The following is a 25,298-nucleotide window of genomic DNA, read 5'->3' as shown; positions in this document are numbered from 1 at the left end:
ACACAGTTTAAAAATTTGGGGTTTGATTATGCTTGACCGGGACGGCTTTCGGCCGAACGTCGGCATCATCCTGCTCAACCAGAAGAACCAGGTGTTCTGGGGCAAACGCATTCGCACCCACAGCTGGCAGTTTCCGCAAGGTGGCATTGACCGGGGCGAAACCCCCGAGCAAGCCATGTTTCGTGAGCTGCATGAGGAGGTGGGACTGCATCCCAACCATGTGCGCTTGGTCGCCCGTACGCGGGACTGGTTGCGCTATGAGGTGCCTGACCGGTACATCCGCCGCGATGCGCGCGGTCATTACAAAGGCCAGAAACAAATCTGGTATCTGCTTCAACTGGTGGGCCACGATTGGGATCTGAACCTTCGGGCCACCGACCATCCCGAGTTCGATGCCTGGAGATGGCACGACTATTGGGTGCCGCTGGATGTGGTGGTCGAGTTCAAACGCGGCGTCTATGAGATGGCCTTGACCGAACTCGCCCGGTACCTTCCGCGTCATGAGCAACGCAATCGCTACCTGCGTAGCGGTATGAGAGCGCGCGACATGGATCCACAAGGCGGCCCAATGCACCGGGCGGGATCTCTGTTGTTGAACCCCGGAATGGAACTGCCGCCCGGCGCAAGTTTTGACCCGGATCCGCAAAACAGTGTGCCGGCAGAGCTGGAAGCCTTGCCTTGCCCCGGCATCGCGCCACGCTCGATTTAAATCTTTTGTGCGCAGGGCAAGCCCGCCTGCGGTGCCCGTGCGACACCTGGCTTGCGAATGCGGCCTTCCCTCTGAACGGCCTATCCAGGTTACCTAGGCACCGACAAGGCGCGTCAAGCCGCTGTAAGCACCAGGTTGTCGCGGTGCACCATCTCCGACTCGGCGACATAACCGAGCAGCTTTTCAAACTCAGAAGACGGTTTGCGGCACAAGAGCCGCGCTTCCGCGCTGGCGTAGTTGGCCAGTCCGCGAGCGATCTCCCGGCCCGACGGATCGCGCACCGCAATCACTTCGCCACGCGAAAAATCGCCCTCCACTGCCGTCATTCCGATGGGCAGCAGGCTTTTGCCCTCATCGCGCAGCTTGGCGGCTGCACCGGCGTCCACCACCACAGCGCCCCGCATTTGCAGATGGTCAGCCATCCACTGTTTGCGGGCCTGTGTTTTGGCCGTCTGGGCCACCAGCAGCGTACCGAGCGCTTCGCCCTGCACCAGCCGCACCAAGACATTCTCTTCACGACCCCAGGCAATGACGGTGGAAGCCCCCGACCCCGCCGCCCGCTTGGCAGCCAGAATCTTGGTGATCATTCCACCCTTGCCAATGCTGGAGCCCGCCCCGCCGGCCATGGCTTCCAGAGCCAGATCGCCCGCCTGGGCTTCATGCACAAACTGGGCCGATGGGTCTTTGCGCGGATCTGCCGTGTAGAGCCCCTTTTGGTCCGTGAGGATGACCAGCGCATCCGCCTCGACCAGGTTGGCCACCAGCGCACCGAGGGTATCGTTGTCACCGAATTTGATTTCGTCCGTGACCACGGTATCGTTTTCATTGATCACGGGAACCACGCCAAGGCGCAGCAGCGTCAGCAAGGTCGAGCGCGCATTGAGGTAGCGCTCACGATCAGCCAGATCGGCGTGGGTGAGCAGCACCTGTGCGCTGCCCATGCCCTGCTCGCGCAGCTTGGTCTCGTACATCTGCGCCAGTCCCATCTGCCCCACCGCCGCGGCGGCCTGCAGTTCGTGGATTTCGTGGGGGCGCGCAGTCCAGCCCAGGCGCTTCATGCCTTCCGCAATCGCACCGCTGGACACCATCACCACTTCGCGTGGAACACCGCCCTCGCCGCGCACCAGCGCAGCCAGCTGGCGACTCCATTCGCCGATGGCGGTTTCATCGAGGCCGCGCCCCTCGTTGGTCACTAGACTGGAGCCCACTTTCACCACAATGCGACGGGCATCGCGCAATACGCTGGAAACCATTTTTTAAGTCATTTTGACCGCTAGCGCTTATGGATAAAGCGCTAACAGCTATTATTTATATAGCAAAATAAGCAACCTCAACAGCCAACGGTATCAAACGGCGGCATCTCCAGCAAACCGTGGATCCACTTCCACCGGCTCGTTTTCGATCCGTTGTTCGGACTGCACATGGCGGAAGATCGCATGGATCAGCGGCTCACAACCCTCGCGCGTCAGCGCAGAGATTTCGAACACCGGCCCTTTCCATTTGAAGCGCTTGACAAAATCCTTCACGCGCGCCTCCCGCTCCTCCTTTGGCACCATGTCCAGCTTGTTCAGCACCAGCCAGCGTGGCTTGCTGTAGAGCTTCTGGTCGTATTTTTTCAGCTCGTTCACGATGGCCTTGGCCTGGGCCACCGGGTCCACCGCATCATCGAAAGGCGCCAGATCCACAATGTGCAGCAGCAGCCGGGTGCGTTGCAGGTGGCGCAAGAATTGGTGGCCCAGTCCGGCCCCCTCCGAGGCACCCTCAATCAGACCAGGAATATCGGCCACCACAAAGCTCTGCTCAGGCCCCACGCGCACCACCCCGAGATTAGGGTGCAGCGTGGTGAAGGGATAGTCGGCAATCTTGGGGCGCGCGTTAGAAACCGCGGTGATGAAAGTGGATTTGCCCGCGTTGGGCATACCCAGCAGCCCGACATCGGCGAGCACCTTCAATTCCAGCTTGAGGTTTTTCTTCTCACCTGGCCAGCCCGGGGTCTTTTGACGCGGAGCGCGGTTGATTGCGCTTTTGAAGCGCATGTTGCCAAAACCGCCGTCCCCGCCCTTGGCAATGGTGATCACCTCCCCGGGCGTCAGCAACTCGTACAGCACCTCGCCCGTTTCGGCGTCGGTAATGATGGTGCCCACCGGCATCTTCAGGGTGATGTCGGTGCCAGCGGCACCAAACATGTCGGAGCCCATGCCATGTTCGCCCCGCTTCGCTTCATGGCGGCGCGAATAGCGAAAATCCACCAGCGTATTGAGATTCGGGTCGGCGATGGCAAACACATGCCCACCGCGCCCACCGTCACCGCCATTGGGGCCGCCGAATTCCTTGTATTTTTCGTGCCGGAATGACACGCAGCCATTGCCACCATCACCTGCGGCAATGTCAATAAAGGCTTCATCGACGAACTTCATGGGATATCCAGTTTACAAAAGAGCGCAACCCAGGCGGACAAACCCTCCTGAAAGCACAAAGCCCCGTCCATGCGGGGCACGCGGGCCAGCACCTTAGCACCAGCGCACGCCTTAAACAACAAAGCCCCGACAGGGCGGGGCTTCGATTGCTGCCAGAGGAACCAACCTCAGGCGGGAGTCACGTTGACCGTGGACTTGGACAACGCACCCTTGGTGCCAAACGACACGTGGCCGTCCACCAAGGCGAACAAGGTGTGATCCTTGCCGACGCCGACATTGCTGCCGGGGTGGAAACGCGTGCCGCGCTGGCGCACGATGATCGAACCAGCACTGATCAGTTCACCACCGAACGCCTTGACACCCAGCATCTTCGGCTTGGAGTCGCGCCCGTTTCGCGTAGAGCCGCCGCCTTTTTTCTGTGCCATGACATCAGCTCCTTCTTAAGCAGCGATCACGCCGATTTGCAGTTCGGTGAACTGCTGACGGTGACCTTGACGTTTCTGATAGTGCTTGCGACGGCGCATCTTGAAGATGTGCACTTTGTCGTGCTTGCCGTGCGCCACAACGGTGGCTTTCACGGTTGCGCCGGACACCAGGGGAGTACCCACCTTCAGTTCAGCGCCGTTGCCGACAGCCAGAACCTGGTCGATCACAATTTCCTGGCCTACGTCCGCAGCAATCTGTTCTACTTTAATTTTTTCGCCGGAAGCAACGCGATACTGCTTGCCGCCGGTTTTTATGACCGCGTACATGTTGACCTCTTGATATGAGTTCTGCAGACGAATTTCCACAGAGCCAAAAATTATAACACCCTGGGAAATTTCAGCCAACCCCCGGCGTGCACTTGTGCCTCCAGCACATCAGCCACCGCCAGCGTGCACGCGGGCCTTCCTATAATCCGCAGCACTTTCTGCGTGCACCCTATCTTGACATCCCCCCTCATCTCCGCCGCCACATCGCCGCTGACGATCATCACCGACGACATGCGCGAAGTGGACCAGGTCATTGCCCAACGCCTGACGTCCAGCGTGCCCTTGGTGGCACAAATATCCCAGTACATCATCGCGGCCGGCGGCAAGCGTCTGCGCCCGGCCTTGCTGCTGCTGGTGTGCGGCGCCCTGGGCTATCGAGAGCACCATCGATTCAGCCTGGCGGCAGTCGTTGAGCTGATTCACACCGCCACCTTGCTGCACGACGACGTTGTAGATGCGTCCACCCTTCGCAGGGGACGCGCCACGGCCAACCAGACTTTCGGCAATCCCGCGAGTGTTCTGGTGGGGGACTTTCTGCACACGCGCTCATTTCAAATGATGGTGGAAGCAGGAAGCATGCGCATCATGGAGGTGCTGTCCGAGGCCACCAATGTCATTGCTGAAGGCGAAGTATTGCAGCTGATGAACATGCACGACGCATCCCTCGATGAGGAGGGGTACCTGCAAGTTATTCGTTCGAAGACGGCCAAGCTCTTTGAAGCCAGCGCGCGGCTGGGCGCCATTCTTGCCAACAGCCCTCCAGAAATCGAAGAGGCTTGCGCCACCTATGGTCAAGCGCTCGGCACAGCGTTTCAGATCATTGACGACGTGCTGGACTATGACGGAAATGCCTCGGAAATGGGGAAAAACCTGGGCGACGACCTGCGCGAAGGCAAATCAACCCTCCCCCTCATTGTGGCCATGCAAAGAGGCAGCGCCGAGCAGGCAGCCATTGTGAGACACGCCATCGAGGAGGGATCCACAGACCGCCTGGACGATGTGGTGACCATCGTGAGAATGACCGGAGCGCTCGAAGCAGCGCGCATTGCAGCCTTCTCGGAAGCCCGCCGAGCAATGGCCGCCGCAGAGCAATTGCCACCGGGCGCCCACTCAACGAGCTTGCTACAATTGGCAGCACAACTGCTGGAACGCCGCGCCTGAAATCCGCCAAATGCAGCCGGATCTGTGATCAGCGGCCCCAGTACACGGGGTGTAGCTTAGCCTGGTAGAGCGCTACGTTCGGGACGTAGAGGCCGGAGGTTCGAATCCTCTCACCCCGACCACTTTTCGAATAAATCAAGCACCCACCAGGGCAGTGTGGCGATACTGCCAATATGGTAGCGCTGTGTAGCGCGTGAGTGTTCGGGGGTGATAGGATGGTTTTTTTAACCACTACTTGCCCGGGTTACATGGCCGCTGTCGATACTGCCCAGAAAGAAACCTCCTCGGTAGCCCTGCCAGGATTGGGTCGCGCGCTGATGTCCGCGGGAAAGTTGACACAAAAATCCGCCGAAGATATTTACAAAAAGTCACAAGCGGGGCGTACCAGTTTTATCGCCGAGTTGACCGGCTCCGGCGCTGTGTCCGCTTCCGATTTGGCACACACGGTGTCGGCCGTTTTTGGCGCCCCCTTGCTCGATCTGGATGCAATCGACCCCCTGCGACTTCCCAAAGATCTGCTGGACGCGAAGATTTGCAGTGCCTACCGGGTGGTGGTTCTCAGCAAACGAAACAACCGGCTCATCGTGGCCACGGCAGACCCAACGGATCAAGAGGCTGCCGAGAAGATCAAATTCACTACCCAAATGGGAGTGGACTGGATTATTGCGGAATACGACAAACTCAGCCGCCTGGTAGAAAGTAGCACCAAGTCCACCAGCGAATCCATGGATACGCTGATCAGCGGGGGAGGTGATTTTGAGTTCGATGACGTCGCTGTTGAAGAAGCCACAGAGAGCGCAGACACCGGAACCGAGGTAGAAGACGCTCCCATCGTCAAGTTCCTGCACAAAATGCTGCTGGATGCCTTCAATATGCGGGCATCTGATTTGCATTTCGAACCTTATGAGCACCAGTATCGGGTGCGGTTTCGTATCGATGGTGAACTGCGTGAAATTGCATCGCCGCCCATCGCCATCAAAGACAAGCTGGCATCCCGCATCAAGGTGATCTCGCGACTCGACATTTCCGAGAAACGGGTACCTCAAGACGGGCGAATGAAACTGAAGGTGGGGCCAGACCGGGTTATTGATTTTCGCGTCAGCACATTACCTACCCTGTTCGGCGAAAAGATCGTGATCCGTATCCTGGATCCCAGTAGCGCAAAACTCGGCATTGACGCCCTAGGTTATGAGGCCGTGGAGAAGGAGCGCCTCTTGGCAGCGATCGGGCGCCCGTATGGAATGGTCCTAGTTACCGGCCCCACCGGGTCGGGTAAAACGGTTTCGCTTTACACCTGCTTGAATCTACTCAACAAGCCTGGCGTCAATATCGCCACGGCGGAAGACCCCTCTGAAATTAACCTGCCGGGGGTCAACCAGGTCAACGTCAACGAAAAGGCGGGGCTTACCTTTGCAGTAGCCCTCAAGTCGTTTCTGCGCCAGGACCCGGACATCATCATGGTGGGTGAAATTCGGGATCTGGAGACTGCCGATATTTCCATCAAGGCAGCACAGACGGGGCACTTGGTTCTATCCACTTTGCATACCAATGATGCTCCCACCACGTTGACTCGCATGCGCAACATGGGCATCGCCCCCTTCAACATTGCATCGAGCGTGATCTTGATCACGGCGCAGCGCCTGGCCCGCCGACTTTGCCCCATTTGCAAGACACCCGCTGATATTCCTCATGAAGCTTTGGTGGACGCCGGCTTCCCTGAGGATGAGATCGATGGTTCGTGGGTGACCTACCGCCCGGTGGGCTGCTCTGCCTGCAACAACGGGTACAAAGGTCGACTGGGGATTTATCAGGTCATGCCGATCACAGAAGAGATTCAGCGCATCATCCTGCGCGACGGTAGCGCGCTCGAAATTGCGGAGCAGGCAAAGCTGGAGGGCGTACGCTCTCTGCGCGATGCAGGGCTTCATAAAGCGAAATTAGGTCTTACTTCTCTCGAAGAAGTGCTGGCAGTGACCAACGAATAAGTCAAAAACGAGGGAGCACCATGGCGACAGCAGCATCCAAACGCGATATCAAGGACTTCGTCTTTGAGTGGGAAGGCAAAGACCGCAACGGAAAGATTGTCCGGGGTGAGACTCGTGCCGTTGGCGAAAATCAGGTGCAGGCCATGCTGCGGCGCCAAGGGGTTTTCCCCACCAAAATCAAAAAACGCCGCATGCGCTCGGGCAAAAAGATCAAGCCCAAAGATATTGCTTTGTTCACCCGCCAGCTGGCCACCATGATGAAGGCCGGGGTGCCACTGCTGCAGGCATTCGATATTGTGGGACGCGGCAACACAAATGCCAGCGTGACCAAATTGCTCAATGATGTGCGGTCGGATGTTGAAACCGGCACATCCTTGAACGGCGCGTTTCGCAAGTACCCCATGTATTTTGACAGCCTGTATTGCAACCTGGTTGAGGCGGGCGAGGCAGCCGGTATTCTGGAAGCGCTTCTCGACCGTCTTGCCCTTTACATGGAAAAGACTGAGGCCATCAAGTCCAAAATCAAATCGGCGCTCATGTATCCGATTTCGGTGGTGATCGTGGCTTTTGTGGTGGTTACCGTGATCATGATTTTTGTGATTCCGGCCTTCAAGGAAGTATTCACATCGTTCGGTGCAGATTTGCCCGCACCAACGCTGTTCGTCATGGCCATCAGCGAAATATTCGTGAAGTGGTGGTGGTTGATTTTTGGTGTGCTGGGCGGCGGCTTCTATTTCTTCATGCAGGCCTGGCAGCGCAATGAAAAGGTCCAGATGTTCATGGACCGTCTGATGCTGCGCATGCCCATTTTCGGGGCGCTGGTTGAAAAATCCTGCGTTGCCCGCTGGACCCGCACGCTCTCGACCATGTTTGCGGCCGGCGTTCCGCTGGTGGAGGCCTTGGACTCGGTGGGCGGCGCCGCAGGAAATTCGGTGTATTCCATGGCCACCGACAAGATTCAGCAAGAGGTTTCTACCGGCACCAGCCTGACTGCCGCCATGGGCAATGCAAACATTTTTCCTTCCATGGTGCTGCAGATGTGCGCCATTGGGGAGGAGTCCGGTTCCATTGATCACATGCTGGGCAAGGCTGCCGATTTTTATGAAGCAGAGGTGGATGACATGGTGGCCGGGCTGTCTAGCCTGATGGAACCCATCATCATCGTATTTTTGGGCACCCTCATCGGCGGCATCGTGGTGTCGATGTATCTGCCCATCTTCAAGCTCGGTCAGGTCGTTTGATGGGCGTGGATCTCTGGGCAGAGCCCGCCATTGCGGGTGTTCTGGGCCTGCTGCTCGGCAGCTTTCTGAATGTCGTCATCCACCGATTGCCCAAAATGATGGAGCACCAGTGGGCACAGGAGCATGCGGCGTTCGCTGCTGGCACCGATACACCACCGGCGCCAGCGCCAGGCGCTGAAGCAGCCTTCAATTTGTGGACACCCCGCTCACGCTGCCCGTCGTGCGGACATGTGGTGCAGTGGTATGAAAACATACCGGTGCTGAGCTATCTGTTTTTGCGCGGCCGCTGCTCGGCGTGCCATGTTCGCATCAGTGCACGCTATCCACTGGTGGAGATTCTCACTGCGGCGTTTTTTGCGTTCTGCGCCTATCGGTGGGGTTTGACGCCTACGGGCTTGGCCTGGTGCGGCTTTTCGGCAGCGATGGTGGCCCTGGCGTTTATCGACTGGGACACCACCTTGCTGCCCGACGACATTACGTTACCACTGCTCTGGGCGGGGCTGCTGGCGTCGGCGGGGCACTGGATTGACGTTCCCCTGTTGGCCTCTGTGACGGGTGCCGCAGCGGGGTACCTGTCCCTGTGGCTGGTTTACTGGGCCTTCAAGCTGGTGACTGGCAAGGAGGGCATGGGTTACGGTGACTTCAAGCTGTTTGCCGCCCTCGGCGCCTGGTTCGGATGGCAGGCGCTGGTTCCGATCATCTTGATGTCTTCTGTCATTGGCGCACTGGTAGGAATTGGTCTGAAGGTCTTCAACAACCTGCGCGAAGGCGGCTATGTTCCGTTCGGGCCGTTCCTCGTGGGCGCTGGCCTCACGGCCATGGTGTTCGGGCCCAATGCCATTTTGCAAACGGTGCTGAATCTGTTCGGTCTGTAATGATGCAACGGCCAATGCATGTGGGCCTGACCGGGGGCATTGGCAGCGGCAAGAGCACGCTGGGGCAGATGCTGCAGTCCTGTGGCGCAGCGCTGATCGATGCAGACGCGATTGCCCGCAGTGTCACCTTTGCTGGGGGCGCTGCCATAGCCGACATTCGGGCTGCCTTCGGACAGGACGCCATTGATGCCACGGGCGCCATGGACCGCGCCCGCATGCGCACCCTGGCTTTTACCAACCCCCTTGCGCGCGCGCAACTTGAAGCCATCGTTCACCCCTGGGTGACACGCTTGGGCGATCAGCAAGCACGAGATGCCGCAACCGCAGGGCATCGCGCCATCGTCTTCGATATTCCCCTGCTGGTGGAGTCGGGGCGCTGGGTGCGCAAGCTCGATGCCGTGGTGGTGGTGGATTGCAGCACCGAAACACAAATCCACCGCGTCATGGCGCGCAACGGCCTTCAGCGTGCAGCCGTACAAGCCATCCTGGACACACAGGCATCCCGCCCAGCCCGGCGCGCCGCCGCCGACGCCGTGGTTGTGAACGATGGCATCGCGTTGAACACCCTGCATGGCCATGCAGTGCAGCTTGCCCGCCTGTTCGGGCTATGATGCACCCGAGTTTTTTGCACCACCTTTCCCTGCCGTGCGCCACCGGCGTCAGAACATCCACTGAGCCCCCAGGAACCCGCCAGCGTGATCCTTTACGAATACCCCTTTAACGAACGCCTCAGAACCTATCTGCGGCTAGAGCAGTTGTTTCGCCGGCTGGGCGAGCTGATTCCGCGCCAGCATCCGCTGGACCACCACTTTGCCCTGGTCACCATTTTTGAGATCATGGACGTGGCCGCGCGTGCCGACCTCAAATCCGATGTTCTCAAGGACATCGAAAAACACAAGCACCAGCTCGACAGCTACCGGGGCAATCCCTCCATTTCAGAGGCAGCACTGGATGCCGTGGTGGCACAGCTGGACCACTGCTTCACCGCACTCAACCAGCAGACGGGAAAGTCGGGCCATGCCCTTACCGAGAACGACTGGCTGATGAGCATTCGCAGCCGGATGGGCATTCCCGGAGGCACCTGCGGCTTTGATCTGCCAGCCTACTACGCCTGGCAGCACAAGGACGTTTCAGTGCGCCAACACGCTCTGGAGCAATGGGCATCTACCCTCGCGCCCCTGGCAGAGTCGATTTACGTGCTGCTCAAGCTGTTGCGCGACACGGGAGTGCCCCAGAAGGTGGCAGCCGAGCGCGGCCAGTTTCAGCAAAACCTGCCCCAGGGCCGCACATTCCAGTTGCTGCGCCTGCGCATTGACCCGGCACTCGATCTGATTCCCGAGATCAGCGGCAATCGCCTGATTGTGTCGGTGCGCCTGATGCGGCAGGAACCCGATGGACGCCTGAATTCGTCCACCGATGATGCCGCGTTCGAGCTCACGCTCTGCGCCTGAAGGAGGCCAGCAGATGGCAACCACAATCCCACCGGGCGAAGCCGTGCGCCGTGTCACCTGCCCGCAGTGCGGCGGCGACAGCATCTACAGCGTCCAGAATCCTTATCGGCCTTTTTGCAGCGAGCGCTGCAAGCAGATGGACCTTGGCGCATGGGCCAGCGAAGAATTCCGCATGCCCGCGGAAGCACCGCCCGATGATGCCCAGCACGGTGATCCGCGCCATCAGCATTGATGGCCTCCGGCAACGGCCATCCGCGTGAATAAAGATGAAATACAGCTCTAGCGCTTATGAGATAAGCGCTAATAGCTATTATTTTAATAGCATTTGAGTTATTCCAGCAAACCCTGCTGGCCGCGCTCCTCGGCCAGCCACTGCAACACTGGATAGGCACCAGGCAATACAGGGTCCACCGTCAGCGGCATCTGCTGCCAGGCCATGGTCTGGCCTTCGCGCATCTCGAACTCTCCCGACCACTCCCACACCTTGCACCAGTGCAGGCGCACCAGGGCGTGCGGGTAGTCGTGCTCGGTCACTTTCCAGACGCTGGCGGGGCCAATGGTCACGCCCAGTTCTTCGATCAACTCGCGGCGCAGGGCCTGCTCTACCGTTTCGCCCGCTTCCAGCTTGCCGCCCGGAAACTCCCAATAACCGGCATAAGGTTTGCCAGGCGGGCGGGTGGACAAGAGCATGGCTCCATCGGCGCGCAGCAAAATACCCACCGCCACCTCGGTGTGCTTGCGATCAACGGCGCCAGCAGGGGTGGGAGTCACCGCCTCAGTCACTGTGCCGCCCCGCGTAGTCGCGCGCAAACTGGTAGGCCACACGACCGCTGCGCGAGCCACGCTCCAGTGCCCACACCAGGGCTTCTGGGCGGGCTGCAGAAATGGCAGCCGCCGAGACACCGAGCGATGAGAGCCACTGGGCCACAATGGTCAGGTACTCGTCTTGGCTGAACGGATAAAAGCTGACCCACAGCCCAAAACGTTCTGACAAGGAAATTTTTTCCTCGACCGCTTCTCCGGGATGCACTTCACCATCATCGGTGTGCGTATACGTCTGGTTTTCCGCCATGTACTCGGGCACCAGATGGCGCCGGTTGCTGGTGGCGTAGATCAGCACATTGGGCGTGGCCGCGGCCACCGAACCGTCGAGAATGGACTTGAGGGCCTTGTAGCCGGGCTCGCCGTCTTCAAAGCTCAGGTCATCGCAGAAAACGATGAATTTCTCGGGCCGGGTGGACACCACGTCGACAATGTCGGGCAGATCCGTCAGGTCGGCCTTGTCCACCTCGATCAGGCGCAGTCCCTGCGCCGCATGGGCATTCAGGCAAGCCTTGATGAGCGAAGACTTGCCCGTGCCGCGCGCACCGGTCAGCAGCACGTTGTTGGCGGGCTTGCCTTGCACAAACTGCTGGGTATTGCGCTCGATCTTCTCCTTTTGCCCATCGATCTCCTTGAGGTCGGCCAGCTGCATGGCGGCCACATGGCGCACCGGCTCCAGCGTGCCATGCCCGCTGCTGCGCTTGCGGTAACGCCAGGCTATGGAAGCCGACCAATCGGGCGCGCCCAAGGGCTGGGGCAGCACGGATTCGATGCGCGCAATGAGTTGCTCGGCGCGCTCGATCAGGTGTTCAAATTTTTCGTTCATTTTGGCCTGTAGCGCTTATTGGTAAAGCGCTAGCAGCTATCATTTTTAGATCGAATTTACGAACGGTAGTCCGCATTGATGGTGACGTATTCATGGCTGAAATCACAGGTCCACACCGTGTCCACAGCGTCGCCCCGGCCCAGCAGCACACGCACGGTGATTTCGCTTTGCTTCATGACACGCTGGCCGTCTTCCTCGCGGTAGGCGGGGTTGCGCCCGCCCTTCACGGCCACATGCACGTCGTCCAGGTAGAGGTCGATCCCTGTCTGGTCGAGGTCGGCGATACCCGCATAGCCCACCGCCGCCAGGATGCGGCCCAGGTTGGGGTCGCTGGCATAAAACGCCGTCTTGACCAGGGGCGAGTGGGCGATGGCATAGGCGACCTGGCGGCATTCGTCGCCGGTCTTGCCGCCCTCCACCCGCACCGTGATGAACTTGGTGGCGCCTTCGCCGTCGCGCACGATGGCCTGGGCCAGCTTTTGCGCCACGCCCAGCATGGCGGCCTTGAGAGCCTGGCCTTCGGCGCTGGCAAGCGCCGTGATGGAGGCGTGCGCCGCCTTGTTGGTGGCGACCACCACGAACGAGTCGTTGGTGGAGGTATCGCCGTCGATGGTGACACGGTTGAACGAGCCATCGGCCAGCTCGCGCGCCAGTTGCTGCATCACCGAGGGATGCACGCAGGCGTCCGTGGCCATGAAGCCCAGCATGGTGGCCATGTTGGGACGGATCATGCCGGCACCCTTGCTGATGCCGGTGATGGACACCGTGGCCCCGCCAATCTGCACCTGGGCCGAGAAGGCCTTGGGCAGCGTATCGGTGGTCATGATGCCTTCTGCCGCACGCGCCCAGTGGCCCGGCTGAGCGTCGGCAATGGCAGCGGGCAACCCGGCTTCAATGCGGTCATGGGGCAGCGGCTCCATGATCACACCGGTCGAAAAGGGCAGGATCTGCTCGGGCGCCACGTTGAGCTGGCGCGCCAGCGCAATGCAGGTGGCGCGCGCACGCACCAAACCGTCGGCACCCGTGCCTGCGTTGGCGTTGCCCGTGTTGATGACCATGGCGCGGATGGCCTGGCCACTGGCCAGATGTTCGCGGCTGATCTGCACCGGCGCAGCGCAAAAGCGGTTTTGCGTGAACACACCTGCCACGCTGGCACCTTCGTCGAGCAGAAACACGGTGAGGTCCTTGCGGTTGGCCTTGCGGACACCGGCCTCGGCAATACCGATACGAACGCCGGCGATCGCATGCAGATCGGCGGCAACGGGGGCGAGAAGATTGACGGGCATGGGGGTCTTTCTAAAAACTGCGGCCGATTATCCGGAAAACCGAGGCGTGCAAATGAAAACACGGGCCGGGGCCCGTGTCGTTTGGTGCTATTGCATCAGGCCAGTTTGCCGTGGCACTGCTTGTACTTTTTGCCGCTTCCGCAGGGGCATGGGTCGTTGCGCCCCACGCGCACGCCCTCAGGAATGGCATGGCCCACTGTCTGCGCGTCCACCGTGGTCTCCACTTCACCCGTTTCTGTGGGCGCCGTGTAAGTCACGTTGGCGATGCTCTCGGCGCGCTGCTCCATGTCCTGCGCGGCCTGGTCCAGCTGCGCCGGCGACTGCACCTGCACGGTCATGAGAATCTTCGTGACTTCGTTCTTGACCTGGTCGAGGAGCTGGCGGAACAACTCGAACGCTTCGCGCTTGTACTCTTGCTTGGGCTGCTTTTGGGCATAGCCGCGCAGGTGGATGCCCTGGCGCAGATAGTCCAGCGAGCTCAGGTGGTCGCGCCAGTTGGAGTCAAAGCTCTGCAAAAGCACCACACGTTCGAACTGCGTGAAGTTGTCACGTCCCACCTGCTCGATCTTGGAATCAAACGCAGCATGGGCCGCCTTCAATACTCTGTCCAGAATTTCGTCGTCGGTGATGCTGTGCGCGCCCTCCACTTCCTGCTGCAGCGCAATCGGCACCTGCCATTCGTCGGCCAGCACTTTTTCGAGGGCAGGCAGATTCCATTGCTCCTCGACCGATTCTGCGGGAACGTACAGGCGCACCAGATCGGTGATGCAGTCCTCGCGCATGGCTGCAATCACATCAGACAGCTCGGCGGCATCCAGGATGTCGTTGCGCTGCTGGTAGATGACCTTGCGCTGGTCATTGGCCACATCGTCGTATTCCAGCAATTGCTTGCGGATGTCGAAATTGCGGGCCTCCACCTTGCGCTGGGCCGACTCGATGCTGCGGGTGACGATGCCCGCTTCGATGGCCTCGCCGTCGGGCATCTTCAGGCGGTCCATGATGGCCTTGACGCGATCACCCGCAAAAATGCGCATCAGTGAATCATCGAGGCTCAGGTAAAAGCGCGAGGAGCCCGGGTCGCCCTGGCGACCCGAACGTCCACGCAACTGGTTGTCGATGCGACGCGACTCATGGCGCTCGGTGGCAATGATGCGCAGCCCACCCAACTCCTTGATCTTTTCATGGTCACGCGCCCATTCGGCGCGCACTTCGGCGATGCGGGCCTGCTTGGTGGCCTCGTCCAGAGACTCGTCTGTCTCCACGGCTGCCACCAGCTTTTCAATATTGCCACCCAGCACAATGTCGGTGCCACGACCGGCCATATTGGTGGCAATGGTGATCATGCCAGCGCGACCGGCCTGCGCCACGATGTCCGCCTCGCGGGCGTGCTGCTTGGCATTGAGCACCTGGTGCGGCAAGCCTTCCTTGTTCAGGAGCTGGTCGATGATTTCCGAATTTTCAATCGACGTGGTTCCCACCAGCACGGGTTGCCCGCGCTCGTAGCACTCACGGATGTCCTTGATCGCCGCTTCGTACTTTTCGCGCGTGGTCTTGTACACGCGATCGAGCTGGTCGTCGCGCCGGCTAGGACGATTGGGAGGAATGACGGTGGTTTCCAGGCCATAGATTTCCTGGAACTCATAAGCCTCGGTATCGGCCGTGCCGGTCATTCCGGCGAGCTTGTTGTACAGGCGGAAATAGTTCTGGAACGTGATGGAGGCCAGCGTCTGGTTCTCAGCCTGGATGTTCACGCCTTCCTTGGCTTCCACGGCCTGGTGCAGGCCTTCGCTCCAGCGGCGGCCCGACATCAGGCGACCGGTGAACTCGTCCACGATCACGATCTCGCCGTCTTGCACCACATAGTGCTGGTCGCGGTGATACAGGTGGTTGGCACGCAGCGCTGCATACAGGTGGTGCATGAGCGTGATGTTGGAGGGGTCGTACACCGACGCACCTTCGGCAATCAGGCCCTGGCTGGCCAGAATGCGCTCTGCACTCTCATGGCCTTGTTCGGTCAGGAATACCTGGTGGGTTTTTTCGTCCAGCGTGAAATCACCGGGCTTGGTCACGCCTTCACCGGTGCGCGGATCGGCTTCGCCCTCCTGGCGCACCAGCAGCGGCACCACCTTGTTCATGGCGATGTACATCGCCGTGTGGTCTTCAGCCTGGCCACTGATGATGAGTGGCGTGCGCGCCTCGTCAATCAGGATGGAGTCGACTTCGTCAACGATGGCGAAATTGAGGCCGTGCTGAACGCGGTCCCGCGCTTCATAGACCATGTTGTCGCGCAGGTAGTCGAAGCCGTATTCGTTGTTGGTGCCGTAGGTAATGTCTGCGGCATAGGCTGCCTGCTTTTCCTCGCGTGGCATGTTGGGCAGGTTGATGCCCACCGTCAGCCCCAGGAAGTTGTATAGGCGCCCCATCCACATGGCGTCCCGGTTGGCCAGGTAGTCGTTGACCGTGACCACGTGAACACCCTTGCCAGAAAGTGCATTCAGGTAAACGGGCAGCGTTGCCGTCAGGGTCTTGCCCTCGCCGGTCCGCATTTCTGCAATTTTCCCGTAATGCAAAGCCATGCCACCGAGCAACTGCACATCGAAATGGCGCATCTTCATGATGCGTTTGGAGCCTTCACGCACCACGGCAAACGCCTCGGGCAACAGGTCGTCCAGCGACTCGCCCTTGGTCGCGCGCTCCTTGAACTCCAGCGTCTTGCCACGCAGCTCGTCATCGGTCAGCTTTTCATAGTCGGACTCCATCGCATTGATGCGTGCAACCGTCTTGCGATATTGCTTGAGGAGCCGATCGTTGCGGCTGCCGAATAGTTTGGTAAGGAAGTTGGTTGCCATGCGAACAGGACCGCCTCACATGCGCCGAAGAGCATGTCAGGCGACCGAAACCCCTAAGAAGAATTGATTTCAGGTGGGTCCACCGCCCGTGATTGCAAGCACTGCAACACCAAGCAACAGAATCCGGACCGGCGATTTTACCTGCCTGCGGCCCAAGCCCCCAGCAAAGCCGGTGATAGGTCCGCCCACCTTGTTGCTGTGCTGGCACCCGGCCGTGCTTCACCACGCCAAGAGACCTGCCGAACCGCGGAAAGCCCGCCATTCCTTGCTGCACCCAAGACGGTGCTCCCCACTGCCCACTGATGTGCACGCCGCCATCAACCGGCCAAGAGCCGAATGCTTGCCCGCCAAGCGGCAATGGCATTGGCAGGCAGCGCACGACCGTCAGGCGTCCGCGATAATCCACCGCTCACCGACCTGTCCATCCGCCTTGGGCGCAACATCCATGAACCGCCGCCATTACGCGATTTCCCTGCAGCAGGCCAGCGAGGACTCTCCAACGCTGGCCAAGCTGGCGGCTCTTACGCGGGAGTCCAGTGAACGGCTTCAAGCCATTGAATTGTTGATACCAGCGGCCCTGCGCGGCACGGTGCAAGCAGGCCCGATCGACGGGACAAGCTGGTGTCTTCTGGTGAAAAGCAATGCTGCTGCGGCAAAGATACGGCAACTGCTGCCTGCGTTACAGGCGCATTTGCGAAGCCGGGGGTGGGAGGTTCACTCCATTCGCCTCAAAATCCAGTCCTGACTCAGCCCCCAAAAAGAGAGAGATCACGGTGGCATGGAGGGAAAAATGGTGCCGATTGTCGGAATCGAACTGACGACCTACCGCTTACAAGGCGGTTGCTCTACCAACTGAGCTAAATCGGCGAAGGCTGAATTTTATCCTGCAAATTCAGCGTATTCGAAACGCGCAGGATGCTATTTGATGCGTTTGAGGGAAGGACGGGCATTGCCCGAGGCTGGCGGTGGACGGGGAGCGTCACCGCCGCCCTCATCAAGCATGGAGTCACTGGGCACCAATTGCACGACACGATCCTCGGGGGCTCCTGGCGGCTCTTCCGTGGTCGATGCGACTGCAGCCAGTCCACCTTCCCCCATGTCACCCATCGCAGTCACTATGTCTACGGGAGGAGGAAAGGCCATGCCCTGCCCGTTCTCACGGGCATAGATGGCAATGACCCGCGCCACGGGCACCATGATTTCGCGCAGCTTGCCGCCGAAGCGTGCCTTGAACTCAATAAAGTCATTGCCCAATTGCAGTGAACTGGTGGCATCGCAACTGATGTTGAGAACAATTTCACCATCCTTCACATACTCGCGCGGCACCTGGACGGAACCGTCCACCCGCACCGCCACATAGGGAGTGAACCCGTTGTCGGTGCACCACTCGTGAAGCGCCCTGATCAGATAAGGGCGCGTGGAAGGAAAATCCTGGGCGTTCATGGTGTGTGGCGGGGGTGCGAGGGTCGGCACATTCAGCTGGGCTGGCTTACTTGCGCATCACTTTTTCTGACGGCGTGAGTGCTTCAATGTACGCGGGGCGCGAAAAAATCCGCTCTGCATATTTGAGCAATGGAGCGGCGTTCTTGCTCAGATCAATGCCGTAGTAATCCAGACGCCACAGCAGGGGGGCAATGGCCACGTCCAGCATGGAGAAGTTGTCGCCCAACATGTATTTGTTCTTGAGGAACACGGGTGCCAGCTGCGTCAGGCGGTCGCGAATGTGGGCGCGGGCCTTTTCCAGGGCCTTTTCATTGCCCTTGGTCGCGCGAGACTCCAGGATGTTCACATGCACGAACAGTTCCTTCTCGAAATTGAGAAGGAACAGGCGTACGCGTGCGCGGTCTACCGGGTCGCCCGGCATCAGCTGGGGATGGGGGAAGCGCTCGTCGATGTACTCGTTGATGATGTTCGACTCGTACAGAATCAGATCACGCTCCACCAGGATCGGCACCTGGCCGTATGGGTTCATCACGCTGATGTCTTCGGGCTTGTTGTACAGGTCCACATCGCGGATTTCAAAGTCCATGCCCTTTTCAAACAGGACAAAGCGGCAGCGGTGGGAGAAGGGACAGGTCGTACCCGAGTAAAGCACCATCATGGTGGGAGGCTCCTAAAAATCAAAAGAGTGGGACGCTAAAAAGCGCCCACTCTGTAAAGTTCCGCCGTGCCAAAAAGCACGCGGTCAGCGGATCAAGGTTTTACTTCACATCTTTCCAGAAGGCCGCATTCAACCTCCAGGCAATGACGGTGAAGATGCCCAGGAAAATCAGCACCCACACACCCACCCGAACACGGGTGTTCTGTGCTGGCTCGCCCATCCACTGCATGTAGTTCACCAGGTCGCCAATGGTCTGATCGAACTCCAGTGGAGTCATGACACCAGGAGTAACCTGCTCCCAGCCCTTGAACACCTGGGTCGTCTGGCCGTGGCTTTCCTGCGCTTCGAAAATTGGGCGACGATCACCCTGCAATTCCCACAGCACGTGGGGCATGCCTACGTTCGGGAAAACCAGATTGTTCCAGCCGGTGGCCTTGGTTTCGTCGCGGTAGAAAGTGCGCAGGAACGTGTAGAGGTAGTCGGCGCCCGTACCACCGTGACCCGAACGCGAGCGAGCGATCACCGTCAGATCGGGCGGGTTGGCACCAAACCAGTCCTTGGCGTGCTTGGGATCAATGGCCGCCTTCATGGTTTCACCGACTTTCTCAGTGGTGAACAGAAGATTGTCCTTGATCTGCTGCTCGGTCAGACCGATGTCGCGAAGGCGGTTGAAACGCATGAATGCAGCCGAATGGCAGCTCAGGCAGTAGTTTACGAAAACCTTGGCACCGTTTTGCAGCGAGGCCAGATCGTTGGTCTTGTTGGGAGCCTTGTCCCAGGCAATGGTTTCGCCACCGGCTGCGTGCGCAGCACCTGCCGCGAGGCTCAGCGCAGCAACCAGCGTGAGGATGAGTTTCTTCATTGTTGTTATCTCCAGGGCTCAATGCGCAGTGAAGTTGACACGGTCAGGCACTGGCTTGGTTGCACCCAAACTGCTCCACCATGGCATCAGAAGGAAGAAACCGAAGTAGAACAACGTGCCAACCTGCGAAACACGCTCACCCACTGGAGATGGCGGTTGCACACCCAGATATCCAAGGATCAGGAAGTTGATCACAAAGACGGCGTACAGGTACTTGTGCCAGGTTGGGCGATAGCGGATGGACTTCACAGCGCAGGTATCAAGCCATGGCAGGAAGAACAAGATGATCACCGCACCACCCATCACCACCACGCCCCAGAACTTGGCGTCGATCGAGAGCATCAGCACAACTGCCACCAATGCAGCGACAACAACGCCAGCCTTGAGAAAGCCGGGCAATTTGCCCTTGACCACACCGATCAGGGCACCTGCCACCACACACGCAATCAATGCGTACATCATTTCGCTGGTAATGGCACGCAGCATGGAATAAAACGGCGTGAAGTACCAGACAGGTGCAATGTGCAACGGCGTCACCATCGGATCTGCCGGAATGAAGTTGTTGTACTCCAGGAAATAGCCACCGAACTCGGGCGCAAAAAACACGACCGCAGTGAAAGCCATGAGGAACATGCTCAACGCAAAGATGTCATGCACCGTGTAGTAAGGGTGGAAGGGCACGCCATCAAGCGGCTTGCCCTTGGCATCCTTGGGCGCATTGGGAGCCTTGATTTCCACACCGTCCGGGTTGTTGGACCCCACGTCGTGCAAAGCCAGCAAGTGGGCTACCACCAACCCCAGCAGCACCAGCGGCACGGCGATCACGTGGAAGCTGAAGAAGCGGTTCAGCGTGGCATCGCCCACCACAAAGTCACCACGAATCAGCAACGCCAGGTCAGGACCGACGAACGGAATGGCGGCAAACAGGTTCACGATCACCTGGGCGCCCCAATACGACATCTGACCCCAAGGCAGCAGATAGCCCATGAAGGCTTCAGCCATGAGCGCCAGGAAAATCGCACAGCCAAAGATCCAGACCAGCTCGCGCGGCTTGCGATAGCTGCCATAAATCAGACCGCGGAACATATGCAGGTAGACGACGATGAAAAACGCCGAAGCCCCTGTGGAGTGCATGTAACGAATGAGCCAACCCCAAGGCACGTCGCGCATGATGTACTCGACTGACGCAAACGCCAGTGCCGCATCCGGCTTATAGTGCATCACCAGGAAGATCCCGGTAACGATCTGGATCACCAGCACCACCAGTGCCAGCGAGCCAAAGACGTACCAGAAGTTGAAATTTTTCGGAGCGTAGTACTCCGACATGTGCACGCGGTAGGCATCGAACGCCGTTGGAAAACGGTTTTCGAACCAGTTGGTGACCTTGGCTCCCGCCGAGGCGTTGGGAGAGATTTCTTTGAATTCGTGGGCCATTTAGTGCTCCTTCAGGCCTTCTTGTCTTCGCCGATGATCAGACGTGTATCGGAGAGATACATGTGCGGAGGCACTTCGAGGTTGTCAGGCGCGGGCTTGTTCTTGAAGACCCGACCGGCCACGTCAAAAGTGGAACCGTGGCAGGCGCAGAGGAAACCACCATGCCAGTCGTCGGGCAGGGATGGCTGCGGGCCAGCCTGCAACCTGTCTCCGGGCGAGCAGCCCAGGTGGGTACAGATACCCACGCCGACAAACACTTCAGGCTTGATCGAGCGGTGCTGATTCTTGGCGTAATCAGGGGTGGGATAAGCTTTTCGATCCGACTTGGGATCAGCCAGCTGGGACTCGGTCTGTGCAAGGGATTCCAGCTGCTCGGGGGTGCGCTTGAAGATCCATACAGGCTTGCCGCGCCACTCCACAGTGATTTTTTCTCCGGGCTTTAGGGCGGAGATATCTACTTCGACGGCGGCACCTGCGGCCTTGGCTCGCTCGGAGGGCTGAAAAGAACTCACGAAAGGTACGGCAGCTGCCACGCCGCCCACCGCACCAGCACAGGCAGACGTGATGATCCACGTGCGCTTGCTGGAGTCGATTGGAGTGTCACTCATGGGGATCCTCGATGAACATCGCTAGATTGGGGTCAACCCCGAATTGTAGCGGAGTGAAAATGGATAATTCAATGTGCACGCACCTGTTGACAGGTTCCCGGTATCGGTAAACTTGCGCATTCGCAACCAATCGAGAAATAACCTATGAGCATGATGCAAGAATTCCGCGAATTTGCGATCAAGGGCAACGTGATCGACTTAGCCGTCGGTGTCATCATTGGTGGCGCCTTTGGAAAAATTGTCGACTCGGTAGTTTCCGACCTTATTTTGCCCGTGGTGGGCCTGGTGTTTGGCAAACTGGATTTTTCCAACATGTTTGTCGCGCTGGGCGAGGTGCCGGCGGGTACGGCGCTCACACTGGATGCGCTGAAAAAGGCTGGCGTTCCCGTATTTGCCTATGGAAACTTCATCACCGTGGCGGTGAACTTCCTGATCCTTGCGTTCATCATTTTCATGATGGTCAAGCAGATCAACCGCCTCAAGCGCGAAGCGCCTGCAGCACCGGCTGCCCCTGCAGCCCCAGCTGAAGACATCGTGCTGCTGCGCGAAATCCGAGACAGCCTCAAACGCTAACCAGCGCGATCCGGCGCGCAGCACTGTCGCGTCACCAGCACCAGCGTCCGCGCCCTCTGCTACAGAGGGCGTTTTTACTGAGCCATCTGGCGTGCAATGCGCACAGCCTCCACCAGGCTCGCGGCATCGGCCACACCTTGGCCGGCAATGTCAAATGCGGTGCCGTGATCGGGGCTGGTGCGCACCAGCGGCAGGCCCAGCGTCACGTTGACCCCTTTGTCAACGCCCAGGTATTTCACCGGAATCAACCCCTGGTCGTGGTACATGGCCAGCACCACATCAAACTCCCCGGCACGCTGCGACGTATGGCGAGCGCGCATGAACACCGTGTCGGGCGCATAGGGGCCGTGCACATCCATTCCCAGCGCGCGGGCGTCGGCCACAGCGGGCGCAATGCTTTCGATCTCTTCGCGCCCGAACAAGCCTCCCTCGCCAGCATGCGGATTGAGGCCTGCCACTGCGATGCGAGGCACGCGGCCGAGGGTTCGCAGCAGCGCTGCATGGGTGATCTGCAGGGTCTGCACGATGTTCTCCCGGGTCACTGCGGCTATGGCGTCACGCAGCGACATATGAATGCTGACCAGCACCGTGCGCAACTCGTCACTGGCCAGCATCATGCGCACCGGCATGGCTGCCAGCGGCACGCCTTGGTGGGTTGCCGCCTCGGCCTGCAGCAATTCGGTGTGCCCCGGGAAGGCCACACCGGCGGCAGACAGCGCCTCCTTGTGCAGTGGTGCTGTTACGAGAGCGGCGATGTGGCCCTGCAGGGCGGCACGCGCCGCCCACACCACGCAATCGGCCGCCGCACGGCCTGCTGCAGCGCTGACGCGGCCCCACGGAACAGGGCCGGGCAAGCCCGGCAGTTGCAGCACCGGCATGCAGCGTGGCGGCACGTGCCATGCATCATCGGGCGACACGATCTGCGCCACCGGCAACTCCGGCACGCCGGGTCGCACGATGCACTGCGCGGCACGACGCAAGGTCGCCAGATCCCCCACCGCAAAGCAGCCGCGCAGATCATCGGGAGCATCGCGAAAGGCCCTGGCCACGATTTCGGGGCCGATACCCGCCGGGTCACCTTGTGTGATGGCAATGGTTTGCATAATGAATATTTGGTTAAATCAGCCTGAAATGCTTATATATAAAGCGCAAATAGCTACTAATTAAATAGCACTTTATACGGTGCACCACACACCGGCGGGCGCCGTTCAGGCCGGATTGTCGATCTCGACGAAATGGTGCTCTATCCCCAGTTGCTGCGCCACCAGCCCCGCGGCTGCAGGCGCGCCATAGCGCTCGGTGGCATGGTGGCCGGCAGCGATAAAAGCCACGCCCATTTCCCGCGCCAGGTGCGCCTGGGGCTCGGAGATTTCGCCGGTAATGAAGGCGTCGGCCCCGGCTGCAATGGCAGATTCAAAATAGCCCTGCGCCCCGCCCGTGCACCAGGCCACGCGCTGGATGCGCCGCGCCGCTGGCTGCACCAGCGTCACCGCGCGGCCAAGCGCCTGTGCAACATGGTCGGCCAGGGCCTGCGCACCATCAAACGCGGCCGGCCCGGCAAAGCCCAGCTCCTGCTCGCCAAAGCGCTGGTCGGCGGCCCAGCCCAGCACCCGGCCCAGCTGCGCGTTGTTACCCACTTCGAGGTGCGCATCCAGCGGCAAATGGTAGGCAAACAGGTTGATGTCATACGCCAGCAACAGCCGCAGACGCTCGCGCATCCAGCCAGTGATGCGGCCGTCCTGGCCACGCCAGAAAAGGCCGTGGTGCACAAAAATGGCGTCGGCCCGGCGAGCGATGGCCGCTTCGATCAGCGCCCTGCTGGCCGTCACGCCACTCACCAGGCAGGCAATATCGGGCTTGCCCTCGACCTGCAGACCGTTGGGGCCGTAGTCCTTGAAACGTTCGGGTTGTAGCAGTGCATCAAAAGCCTGCTGCAGTTGTTGGCGGGAAACACTCATGCGCCTATTGTCGCGCGCGGCCACGCCCCCATCTCTGACAGGCTTGGAGGACAATCGCACCAGCGTGCCGCCCCGCCATGCAAAGCGCGGCGTACTGCCCTTTCTTAGCCAACCTTCCAATTCCATGAAACGCTTCTGGCTGCTTTTTTCCCAGACCGTCACCGTGTTCGTTGCGGCCTATTTCGTTGTTGCCACACTGCAGCCCGACTGGCTCCAGCGCGGCGCCATGCGCTCGGGCGCAGGCATTGCGCTGATCGAGGCCCCCGCCACCACGCTGACCCAACCGGCACCGGGCAGCCTCAGCAGCGCTGCCCGCAAGGCGGCGCCTGCCGTGGTCAGCATCAACACCAGCAAGGAAGTGCGGCACCCGCGCAGCAACGATCCGTGGTTCCAGTTCTTCTTTGGCGACCAAGGCAGCCAGGCCCAGGCCGGGCTGGGCAGCGGCGTGATCATCAGCCCCGATGGCTACATCCTCACCAACAACCATGTGGTCGAAGGCGCCGACGAAATTGAGGTCACGCTCACCGACAGCCGGCGTGCCCGCGCCACCGTGATCGGCACCGACCCGGACACCGACCTTGCGATCCTCAAGGTCGAACTCGACAAACTGCCCGTGATCGTGCTGGGCAACTCTGACCAGCTTGCGGTGGGCGATCAGGTGCTGGCCATTGGCAACCCGTTTGGCGTGGGCCAGACCGTAACCAGCGGCATCGTCAGCGCACTGGGGCGCAGCCAGCTGGGCATCAACACCTTCGAGAATTTCATCCAGACCGACGCAGCCATCAACCCCGGCAACTCGGGAGGCGCACTGGTGGATGTCCATGGCAACCTGCTGGGCATCAACACAGCCATCTACTCGCGCTCGGGCGGCAACATGGGCATTGGCTTTGCCATCCCTGTCTCCACCGCCCGGCTGGTGCTCGACGGTATCGTGAAAGACGGCCAGGTGACGCGCGGCTGGATTGGCGTGGAGCCCAGCGAACTCTCGCCCGAGTTGGCCGAAACCTTTGGCGTGAAAGCCACTGCGGGCGTGATCATCACCGGCGTGCTGCAGGATGGCCCGGCCGCCCAGGCGGGGATGCGGCCCGGTGACGTGATCGTGCGCGTCGATGGCAAAGCCATTACCAACGTCTCCGAACTGCTTACGGCCGTGGCGGCCCTCAAACCGGGCACCGCCACACCCTTTGCCCTGCAACGCGGCGACGCCATGGTGGACATCCAGCTCACCCCAGGCGTTCGTCCCAAGCCGCAGCGTGCCGTGAGGCGTTGACAAGGGAGCGCCCGGTCGGCTCGGGTTTTCGGAAAATCATGCGTGCGCTGCTGCGGCTGCGGGCACGCAAACGCTCCTAAACCAATAGCTGTTAGCGCTTGATGGGCAAGCGCTGGAA

26 protein-coding genes and 2 tRNA genes are annotated in these 25,298 nt (G+C 60.0%); 12 read left to right on the top strand and 16 right to left on the bottom strand.

Going from position 1 to position 25,298, the window contains the following annotated elements; translation table 11 throughout:
• The first annotated feature begins 28 nt into the window (after positions 1-28).
• The gene (locus tag B7Y64_RS05830; protein ID WP_291324533.1) at positions 29-709 is read left to right on the top strand and encodes an RNA pyrophosphohydrolase; all 681 of its coding nucleotides are present in this window, start codon (positions 29-31) and stop codon (positions 707-709) included.
• 113 nt (positions 710-822) lie between these two features.
• On the opposite strand, the gene proB is transcribed toward B7Y64_RS05830, so the two are convergent.
• The 4 genes from proB to rplU form a co-directional block, all read right to left on the bottom strand.
• A complete protein-coding gene (gene proB, locus B7Y64_RS05825; protein WP_291324531.1) occupies positions 823-1,962 on the bottom strand; it encodes a glutamate 5-kinase in 1,140 nt (379 codons plus the stop codon).
• Positions 1,963-2,055: 93 nt separating this feature from the next.
• Positions 2,056-3,126: an Obg family GTPase CgtA gene (gene cgtA / locus B7Y64_RS05820; protein WP_291324532.1), complete on the bottom strand. Its 1,071-nt coding sequence runs from the start codon at positions 3,124-3,126 to the stop codon at positions 2,056-2,058.
• Positions 3,127-3,293: 167 nt separating this feature from the next.
• Positions 3,294-3,551 carry a 50S ribosomal protein L27 gene (gene rpmA, locus B7Y64_RS05815; protein ID WP_087743920.1) on the bottom strand — a complete coding sequence of 86 codons (258 nt, stop codon included), beginning with the start codon at positions 3,549-3,551 and terminating at the stop codon, positions 3,294-3,296.
• Positions 3,552-3,566: 15 nt separating this feature from the next.
• The gene (rplU, locus tag B7Y64_RS05810; protein ID WP_024814187.1) at positions 3,567-3,878 is read right to left on the bottom strand and encodes a 50S ribosomal protein L21; all 312 of its coding nucleotides are present in this window, start codon (positions 3,876-3,878) and stop codon (positions 3,567-3,569) included.
• Positions 3,879-4,109: 231 nt separating this feature from the next.
• Here rplU and B7Y64_RS05805 point away from each other — a divergent pair, with 231 nt between their 5' ends.
• From B7Y64_RS05805 to B7Y64_RS05770, 8 genes are all read left to right on the top strand, one after another.
• Positions 4,110-5,039 carry a polyprenyl synthetase family protein gene (locus tag B7Y64_RS05805; RefSeq protein ID WP_024814186.1) on the top strand — a complete coding sequence of 310 codons (930 nt, stop codon included), beginning with the start codon at positions 4,110-4,112 and terminating at the stop codon, positions 5,037-5,039.
• A 45-nt stretch (positions 5,040-5,084) separates the two neighbouring features.
• Positions 5,085-5,161: transfer RNA gene (locus B7Y64_RS05800), tRNA-Pro, on the top strand.
• Positions 5,162-5,287: 126 nt separating this feature from the next.
• Entirely contained in the window at positions 5,288-7,024 is a 1,737-nt protein-coding gene (pilB, locus tag B7Y64_RS05795; protein WP_114656514.1) for a type IV-A pilus assembly ATPase PilB, read from the top strand.
• A 20-nt stretch (positions 7,025-7,044) separates the two neighbouring features.
• Positions 7,045-8,265: a type II secretion system F family protein gene (locus tag B7Y64_RS05790; protein WP_114656515.1), complete on the top strand. Its 1,221-nt coding sequence runs from the start codon at positions 7,045-7,047 to the stop codon at positions 8,263-8,265.
• The gene (locus tag B7Y64_RS05785; protein WP_291324933.1) at positions 8,265-9,140 is read left to right on the top strand and encodes an A24 family peptidase; all 876 of its coding nucleotides are present in this window, start codon (positions 8,265-8,267) and stop codon (positions 9,138-9,140) included. The genes B7Y64_RS05790 and B7Y64_RS05785 overlap by 1 nt, the downstream gene beginning before the upstream one ends.
• Before the next feature lie 2 nt (positions 9,141-9,142).
• Positions 9,143-9,751 (top strand): dephospho-CoA kinase, encoded by a 609-nt coding sequence (gene coaE / locus B7Y64_RS05780; protein WP_291324934.1) that lies wholly within the window; start codon positions 9,143-9,145, stop codon positions 9,749-9,751.
• Positions 9,752-9,835: 84 nt separating this feature from the next.
• The gene (zapD, locus tag B7Y64_RS05775; RefSeq protein ID WP_024814181.1) at positions 9,836-10,591 is read left to right on the top strand and encodes a cell division protein ZapD; all 756 of its coding nucleotides are present in this window, start codon (positions 9,836-9,838) and stop codon (positions 10,589-10,591) included.
• A 13-nt stretch (positions 10,592-10,604) separates the two neighbouring features.
• Positions 10,605-10,823 (top strand): DNA gyrase inhibitor YacG, encoded by a 219-nt coding sequence (locus B7Y64_RS05770; RefSeq protein WP_024814180.1) that lies wholly within the window; start codon positions 10,605-10,607, stop codon positions 10,821-10,823.
• Positions 10,824-10,921: 98 nt separating this feature from the next.
• Here B7Y64_RS05770 and B7Y64_RS05765 read toward each other — a convergent pair whose 3' ends face one another.
• The 4 genes from B7Y64_RS05765 to secA form a co-directional block, all read right to left on the bottom strand.
• Positions 10,922-11,374 (bottom strand): NUDIX domain-containing protein, encoded by a 453-nt coding sequence (locus B7Y64_RS05765; protein ID WP_024814179.1) that lies wholly within the window; start codon positions 11,372-11,374, stop codon positions 10,922-10,924.
• Positions 11,367-12,239, bottom strand: a complete 873-nt coding sequence (locus tag B7Y64_RS05760; protein WP_024814178.1) for an ATP-binding protein — start codon at positions 12,237-12,239, stop codon at positions 11,367-11,369. The genes B7Y64_RS05765 and B7Y64_RS05760 overlap by 8 nt, the downstream gene beginning before the upstream one ends.
• 56 nt (positions 12,240-12,295) lie before the next feature.
• On the bottom strand, positions 12,296-13,525 hold the full coding sequence (gene argJ, locus B7Y64_RS05755) for a bifunctional glutamate N-acetyltransferase/amino-acid acetyltransferase ArgJ (RefSeq protein ID WP_291324935.1): 1,230 nt from the start codon (positions 13,523-13,525) through the stop codon (positions 12,296-12,298).
• 95 nt (positions 13,526-13,620) lie between these two features.
• A complete protein-coding gene (gene secA, locus B7Y64_RS05750) occupies positions 13,621-16,374 on the bottom strand; it encodes a preprotein translocase subunit SecA (protein WP_291324936.1) in 2,754 nt (917 codons plus the stop codon).
• Between the two features lie 445 nt (positions 16,375-16,819).
• Between secA and B7Y64_RS05745 the strand changes: the two genes are divergently transcribed.
• Entirely contained in the window at positions 16,820-17,119 is a 300-nt protein-coding gene (locus tag B7Y64_RS05745; RefSeq protein WP_024814175.1) for a hypothetical protein, read from the top strand.
• A 46-nt stretch (positions 17,120-17,165) separates the two neighbouring features.
• Here B7Y64_RS05745 and B7Y64_RS05740 read toward each other — a convergent pair.
• The 6 genes from B7Y64_RS05740 to petA form a co-directional block, all read right to left on the bottom strand.
• Positions 17,166-17,241 (bottom strand) — tRNA-Thr (locus B7Y64_RS05740).
• 51 nt (positions 17,242-17,292) lie between these two features.
• Positions 17,293-17,817, bottom strand: coding sequence for a ClpXP protease specificity-enhancing factor (locus B7Y64_RS05735; protein ID WP_291328506.1), 525 nt, complete (start codon positions 17,815-17,817; stop codon positions 17,293-17,295).
• 46 nt (positions 17,818-17,863) lie between these two features.
• Complete coding sequence (locus B7Y64_RS05730) at positions 17,864-18,475, bottom strand: glutathione S-transferase N-terminal domain-containing protein (RefSeq protein ID WP_007854512.1); 612 nt, start codon at positions 18,473-18,475, stop codon at positions 17,864-17,866.
• Between the two features lie 100 nt (positions 18,476-18,575).
• Positions 18,576-19,337: a cytochrome c1 gene (locus B7Y64_RS05725; protein ID WP_111864599.1), complete on the bottom strand. Its 762-nt coding sequence runs from the start codon at positions 19,335-19,337 to the stop codon at positions 18,576-18,578.
• Between the two features lie 18 nt (positions 19,338-19,355).
• Positions 19,356-20,771 (bottom strand): cytochrome bc complex cytochrome b subunit, encoded by a 1,416-nt coding sequence (locus B7Y64_RS05720; protein ID WP_024814172.1) that lies wholly within the window; start codon positions 20,769-20,771, stop codon positions 19,356-19,358.
• An 11-nt stretch (positions 20,772-20,782) separates the two neighbouring features.
• Positions 20,783-21,379: a ubiquinol-cytochrome c reductase iron-sulfur subunit gene (gene petA / locus B7Y64_RS05715; RefSeq protein ID WP_024814171.1), complete on the bottom strand. Its 597-nt coding sequence runs from the start codon at positions 21,377-21,379 to the stop codon at positions 20,783-20,785.
• Positions 21,380-21,523: 144 nt separating this feature from the next.
• Between petA and mscL the strand changes: the two genes are divergently transcribed.
• On the top strand, positions 21,524-21,952 hold the full coding sequence (mscL, locus tag B7Y64_RS05710) for a large conductance mechanosensitive channel protein MscL (RefSeq protein ID WP_024814170.1): 429 nt from the start codon (positions 21,524-21,526) through the stop codon (positions 21,950-21,952).
• Between the two features lie 74 nt (positions 21,953-22,026).
• On the opposite strand, the gene pdxA is transcribed toward mscL, so the two are convergent.
• Both pdxA and B7Y64_RS05700 read right to left on the bottom strand, forming a co-directional pair.
• Positions 22,027-23,055 carry a 4-hydroxythreonine-4-phosphate dehydrogenase PdxA gene (pdxA, locus tag B7Y64_RS05705; RefSeq protein ID WP_291324939.1) on the bottom strand — a complete coding sequence of 343 codons (1,029 nt, stop codon included), beginning with the start codon at positions 23,053-23,055 and terminating at the stop codon, positions 22,027-22,029.
• A 105-nt stretch (positions 23,056-23,160) separates the two neighbouring features.
• Positions 23,161-23,910, bottom strand: a complete 750-nt coding sequence (locus tag B7Y64_RS05700) for a Nif3-like dinuclear metal center hexameric protein (protein ID WP_291324940.1) — start codon at positions 23,908-23,910, stop codon at positions 23,161-23,163.
• A gap of 124 nt (positions 23,911-24,034) precedes the next feature.
• Here B7Y64_RS05700 and B7Y64_RS05695 point away from each other — a divergent pair, with 124 nt between their 5' ends.
• Entirely contained in the window at positions 24,035-25,180 is a 1,146-nt protein-coding gene (locus tag B7Y64_RS05695) for a trypsin-like peptidase domain-containing protein (RefSeq protein ID WP_024814167.1), read from the top strand.
• The last annotated feature ends 118 nt before the right edge of the window (positions 25,181-25,298 follow it).

The organism is Acidovorax sp. 35-64-16 (assembly GCF_002281195.1).
Lineage (GTDB): Bacteria > Pseudomonadota > Gammaproteobacteria > Burkholderiales > Burkholderiaceae_C > Acidovorax > Acidovorax defluvii.
The sequence above is the reverse complement of the archived record's forward strand: the minus strand, read 5'-3'. Positions and strand labels throughout refer to the sequence as shown.

Bases quoted from the DNA above. Each gene is read 5' to 3' on its own strand.
- pilB (WP_114656514.1), top strand. From the start codon at position 5,288: ATGGCCGCTGTCGATACTGCCCAGAAAGAAACCTCCTCGGTAGCCCTG.
- cgtA (WP_291324532.1), bottom strand. From the start codon at position 3,126: ATGAAGTTCGTCGATGAAGCCTTTATTGACATTGCCGCAGGTGATGGT.
- B7Y64_RS05785 (WP_291324933.1), top strand. From the start codon at position 8,265: ATGGGCGTGGATCTCTGGGCAGAGCCCGCCATTGCGGGTGTTCTGGGC.
- rpmA (WP_087743920.1), bottom strand. From the start codon at position 3,551: ATGGCACAGAAAAAAGGCGGCGGCTCTACGCGAAACGGGCGCGACTCC.
- proB (WP_291324531.1), bottom strand. From the start codon at position 1,962: ATGGTTTCCAGCGTATTGCGCGATGCCCGTCGCATTGTGGTGAAAGTG.
- secA (WP_291324936.1), bottom strand. From the start codon at position 16,374: ATGGCAACCAACTTCCTTACCAAACTATTCGGCAGCCGCAACGATCGG.
- B7Y64_RS05730 (WP_007854512.1), bottom strand. From the start codon at position 18,475: ATGATGGTGCTTTACTCGGGTACGACCTGTCCCTTCTCCCACCGCTGC.
- B7Y64_RS05830 (WP_291324533.1), top strand. From the start codon at position 29: ATGCTTGACCGGGACGGCTTTCGGCCGAACGTCGGCATCATCCTGCTC.
- coaE (WP_291324934.1), top strand. From the start codon at position 9,143: ATGCAACGGCCAATGCATGTGGGCCTGACCGGGGGCATTGGCAGCGGC.
- B7Y64_RS05695 (WP_024814167.1), top strand. From the start codon at position 24,035: ATGAAACGCTTCTGGCTGCTTTTTTCCCAGACCGTCACCGTGTTCGTT.
- petA (WP_024814171.1), bottom strand. From the start codon at position 21,379: ATGAGTGACACTCCAATCGACTCCAGCAAGCGCACGTGGATCATCACG.
- B7Y64_RS05700 (WP_291324940.1), bottom strand. From the start codon at position 23,910: ATGAGTGTTTCCCGCCAACAACTGCAGCAGGCTTTTGATGCACTGCTA.
- B7Y64_RS05805 (WP_024814186.1), top strand. From the start codon at position 4,110: ATGCGCGAAGTGGACCAGGTCATTGCCCAACGCCTGACGTCCAGCGTG.
- B7Y64_RS05745 (WP_024814175.1), top strand. From the start codon at position 16,820: ATGAACCGCCGCCATTACGCGATTTCCCTGCAGCAGGCCAGCGAGGAC.
- pdxA (WP_291324939.1), bottom strand. From the start codon at position 23,055: ATGCAAACCATTGCCATCACACAAGGTGACCCGGCGGGTATCGGCCCC.
- argJ (WP_291324935.1), bottom strand. From the start codon at position 13,525: ATGCCCGTCAATCTTCTCGCCCCCGTTGCCGCCGATCTGCATGCGATC.
- B7Y64_RS05720 (WP_024814172.1), bottom strand. From the start codon at position 20,771: ATGGCCCACGAATTCAAAGAAATCTCTCCCAACGCCTCGGCGGGAGCC.
- B7Y64_RS05770 (WP_024814180.1), top strand. From the start codon at position 10,605: ATGGCAACCACAATCCCACCGGGCGAAGCCGTGCGCCGTGTCACCTGC.
- B7Y64_RS05790 (WP_114656515.1), top strand. From the start codon at position 7,045: ATGGCGACAGCAGCATCCAAACGCGATATCAAGGACTTCGTCTTTGAG.
- rplU (WP_024814187.1), bottom strand. From the start codon at position 3,878: ATGTACGCGGTCATAAAAACCGGCGGCAAGCAGTATCGCGTTGCTTCC.
- B7Y64_RS05725 (WP_111864599.1), bottom strand. From the start codon at position 19,337: ATGAAGAAACTCATCCTCACGCTGGTTGCTGCGCTGAGCCTCGCGGCA.
- mscL (WP_024814170.1), top strand. From the start codon at position 21,524: ATGAGCATGATGCAAGAATTCCGCGAATTTGCGATCAAGGGCAACGTG.
- B7Y64_RS05735 (WP_291328506.1), bottom strand. From the start codon at position 17,817: ATGAACGCCCAGGATTTTCCTTCCACGCGCCCTTATCTGATCAGGGCG.
- B7Y64_RS05760 (WP_024814178.1), bottom strand. From the start codon at position 12,239: ATGAACGAAAAATTTGAACACCTGATCGAGCGCGCCGAGCAACTCATT.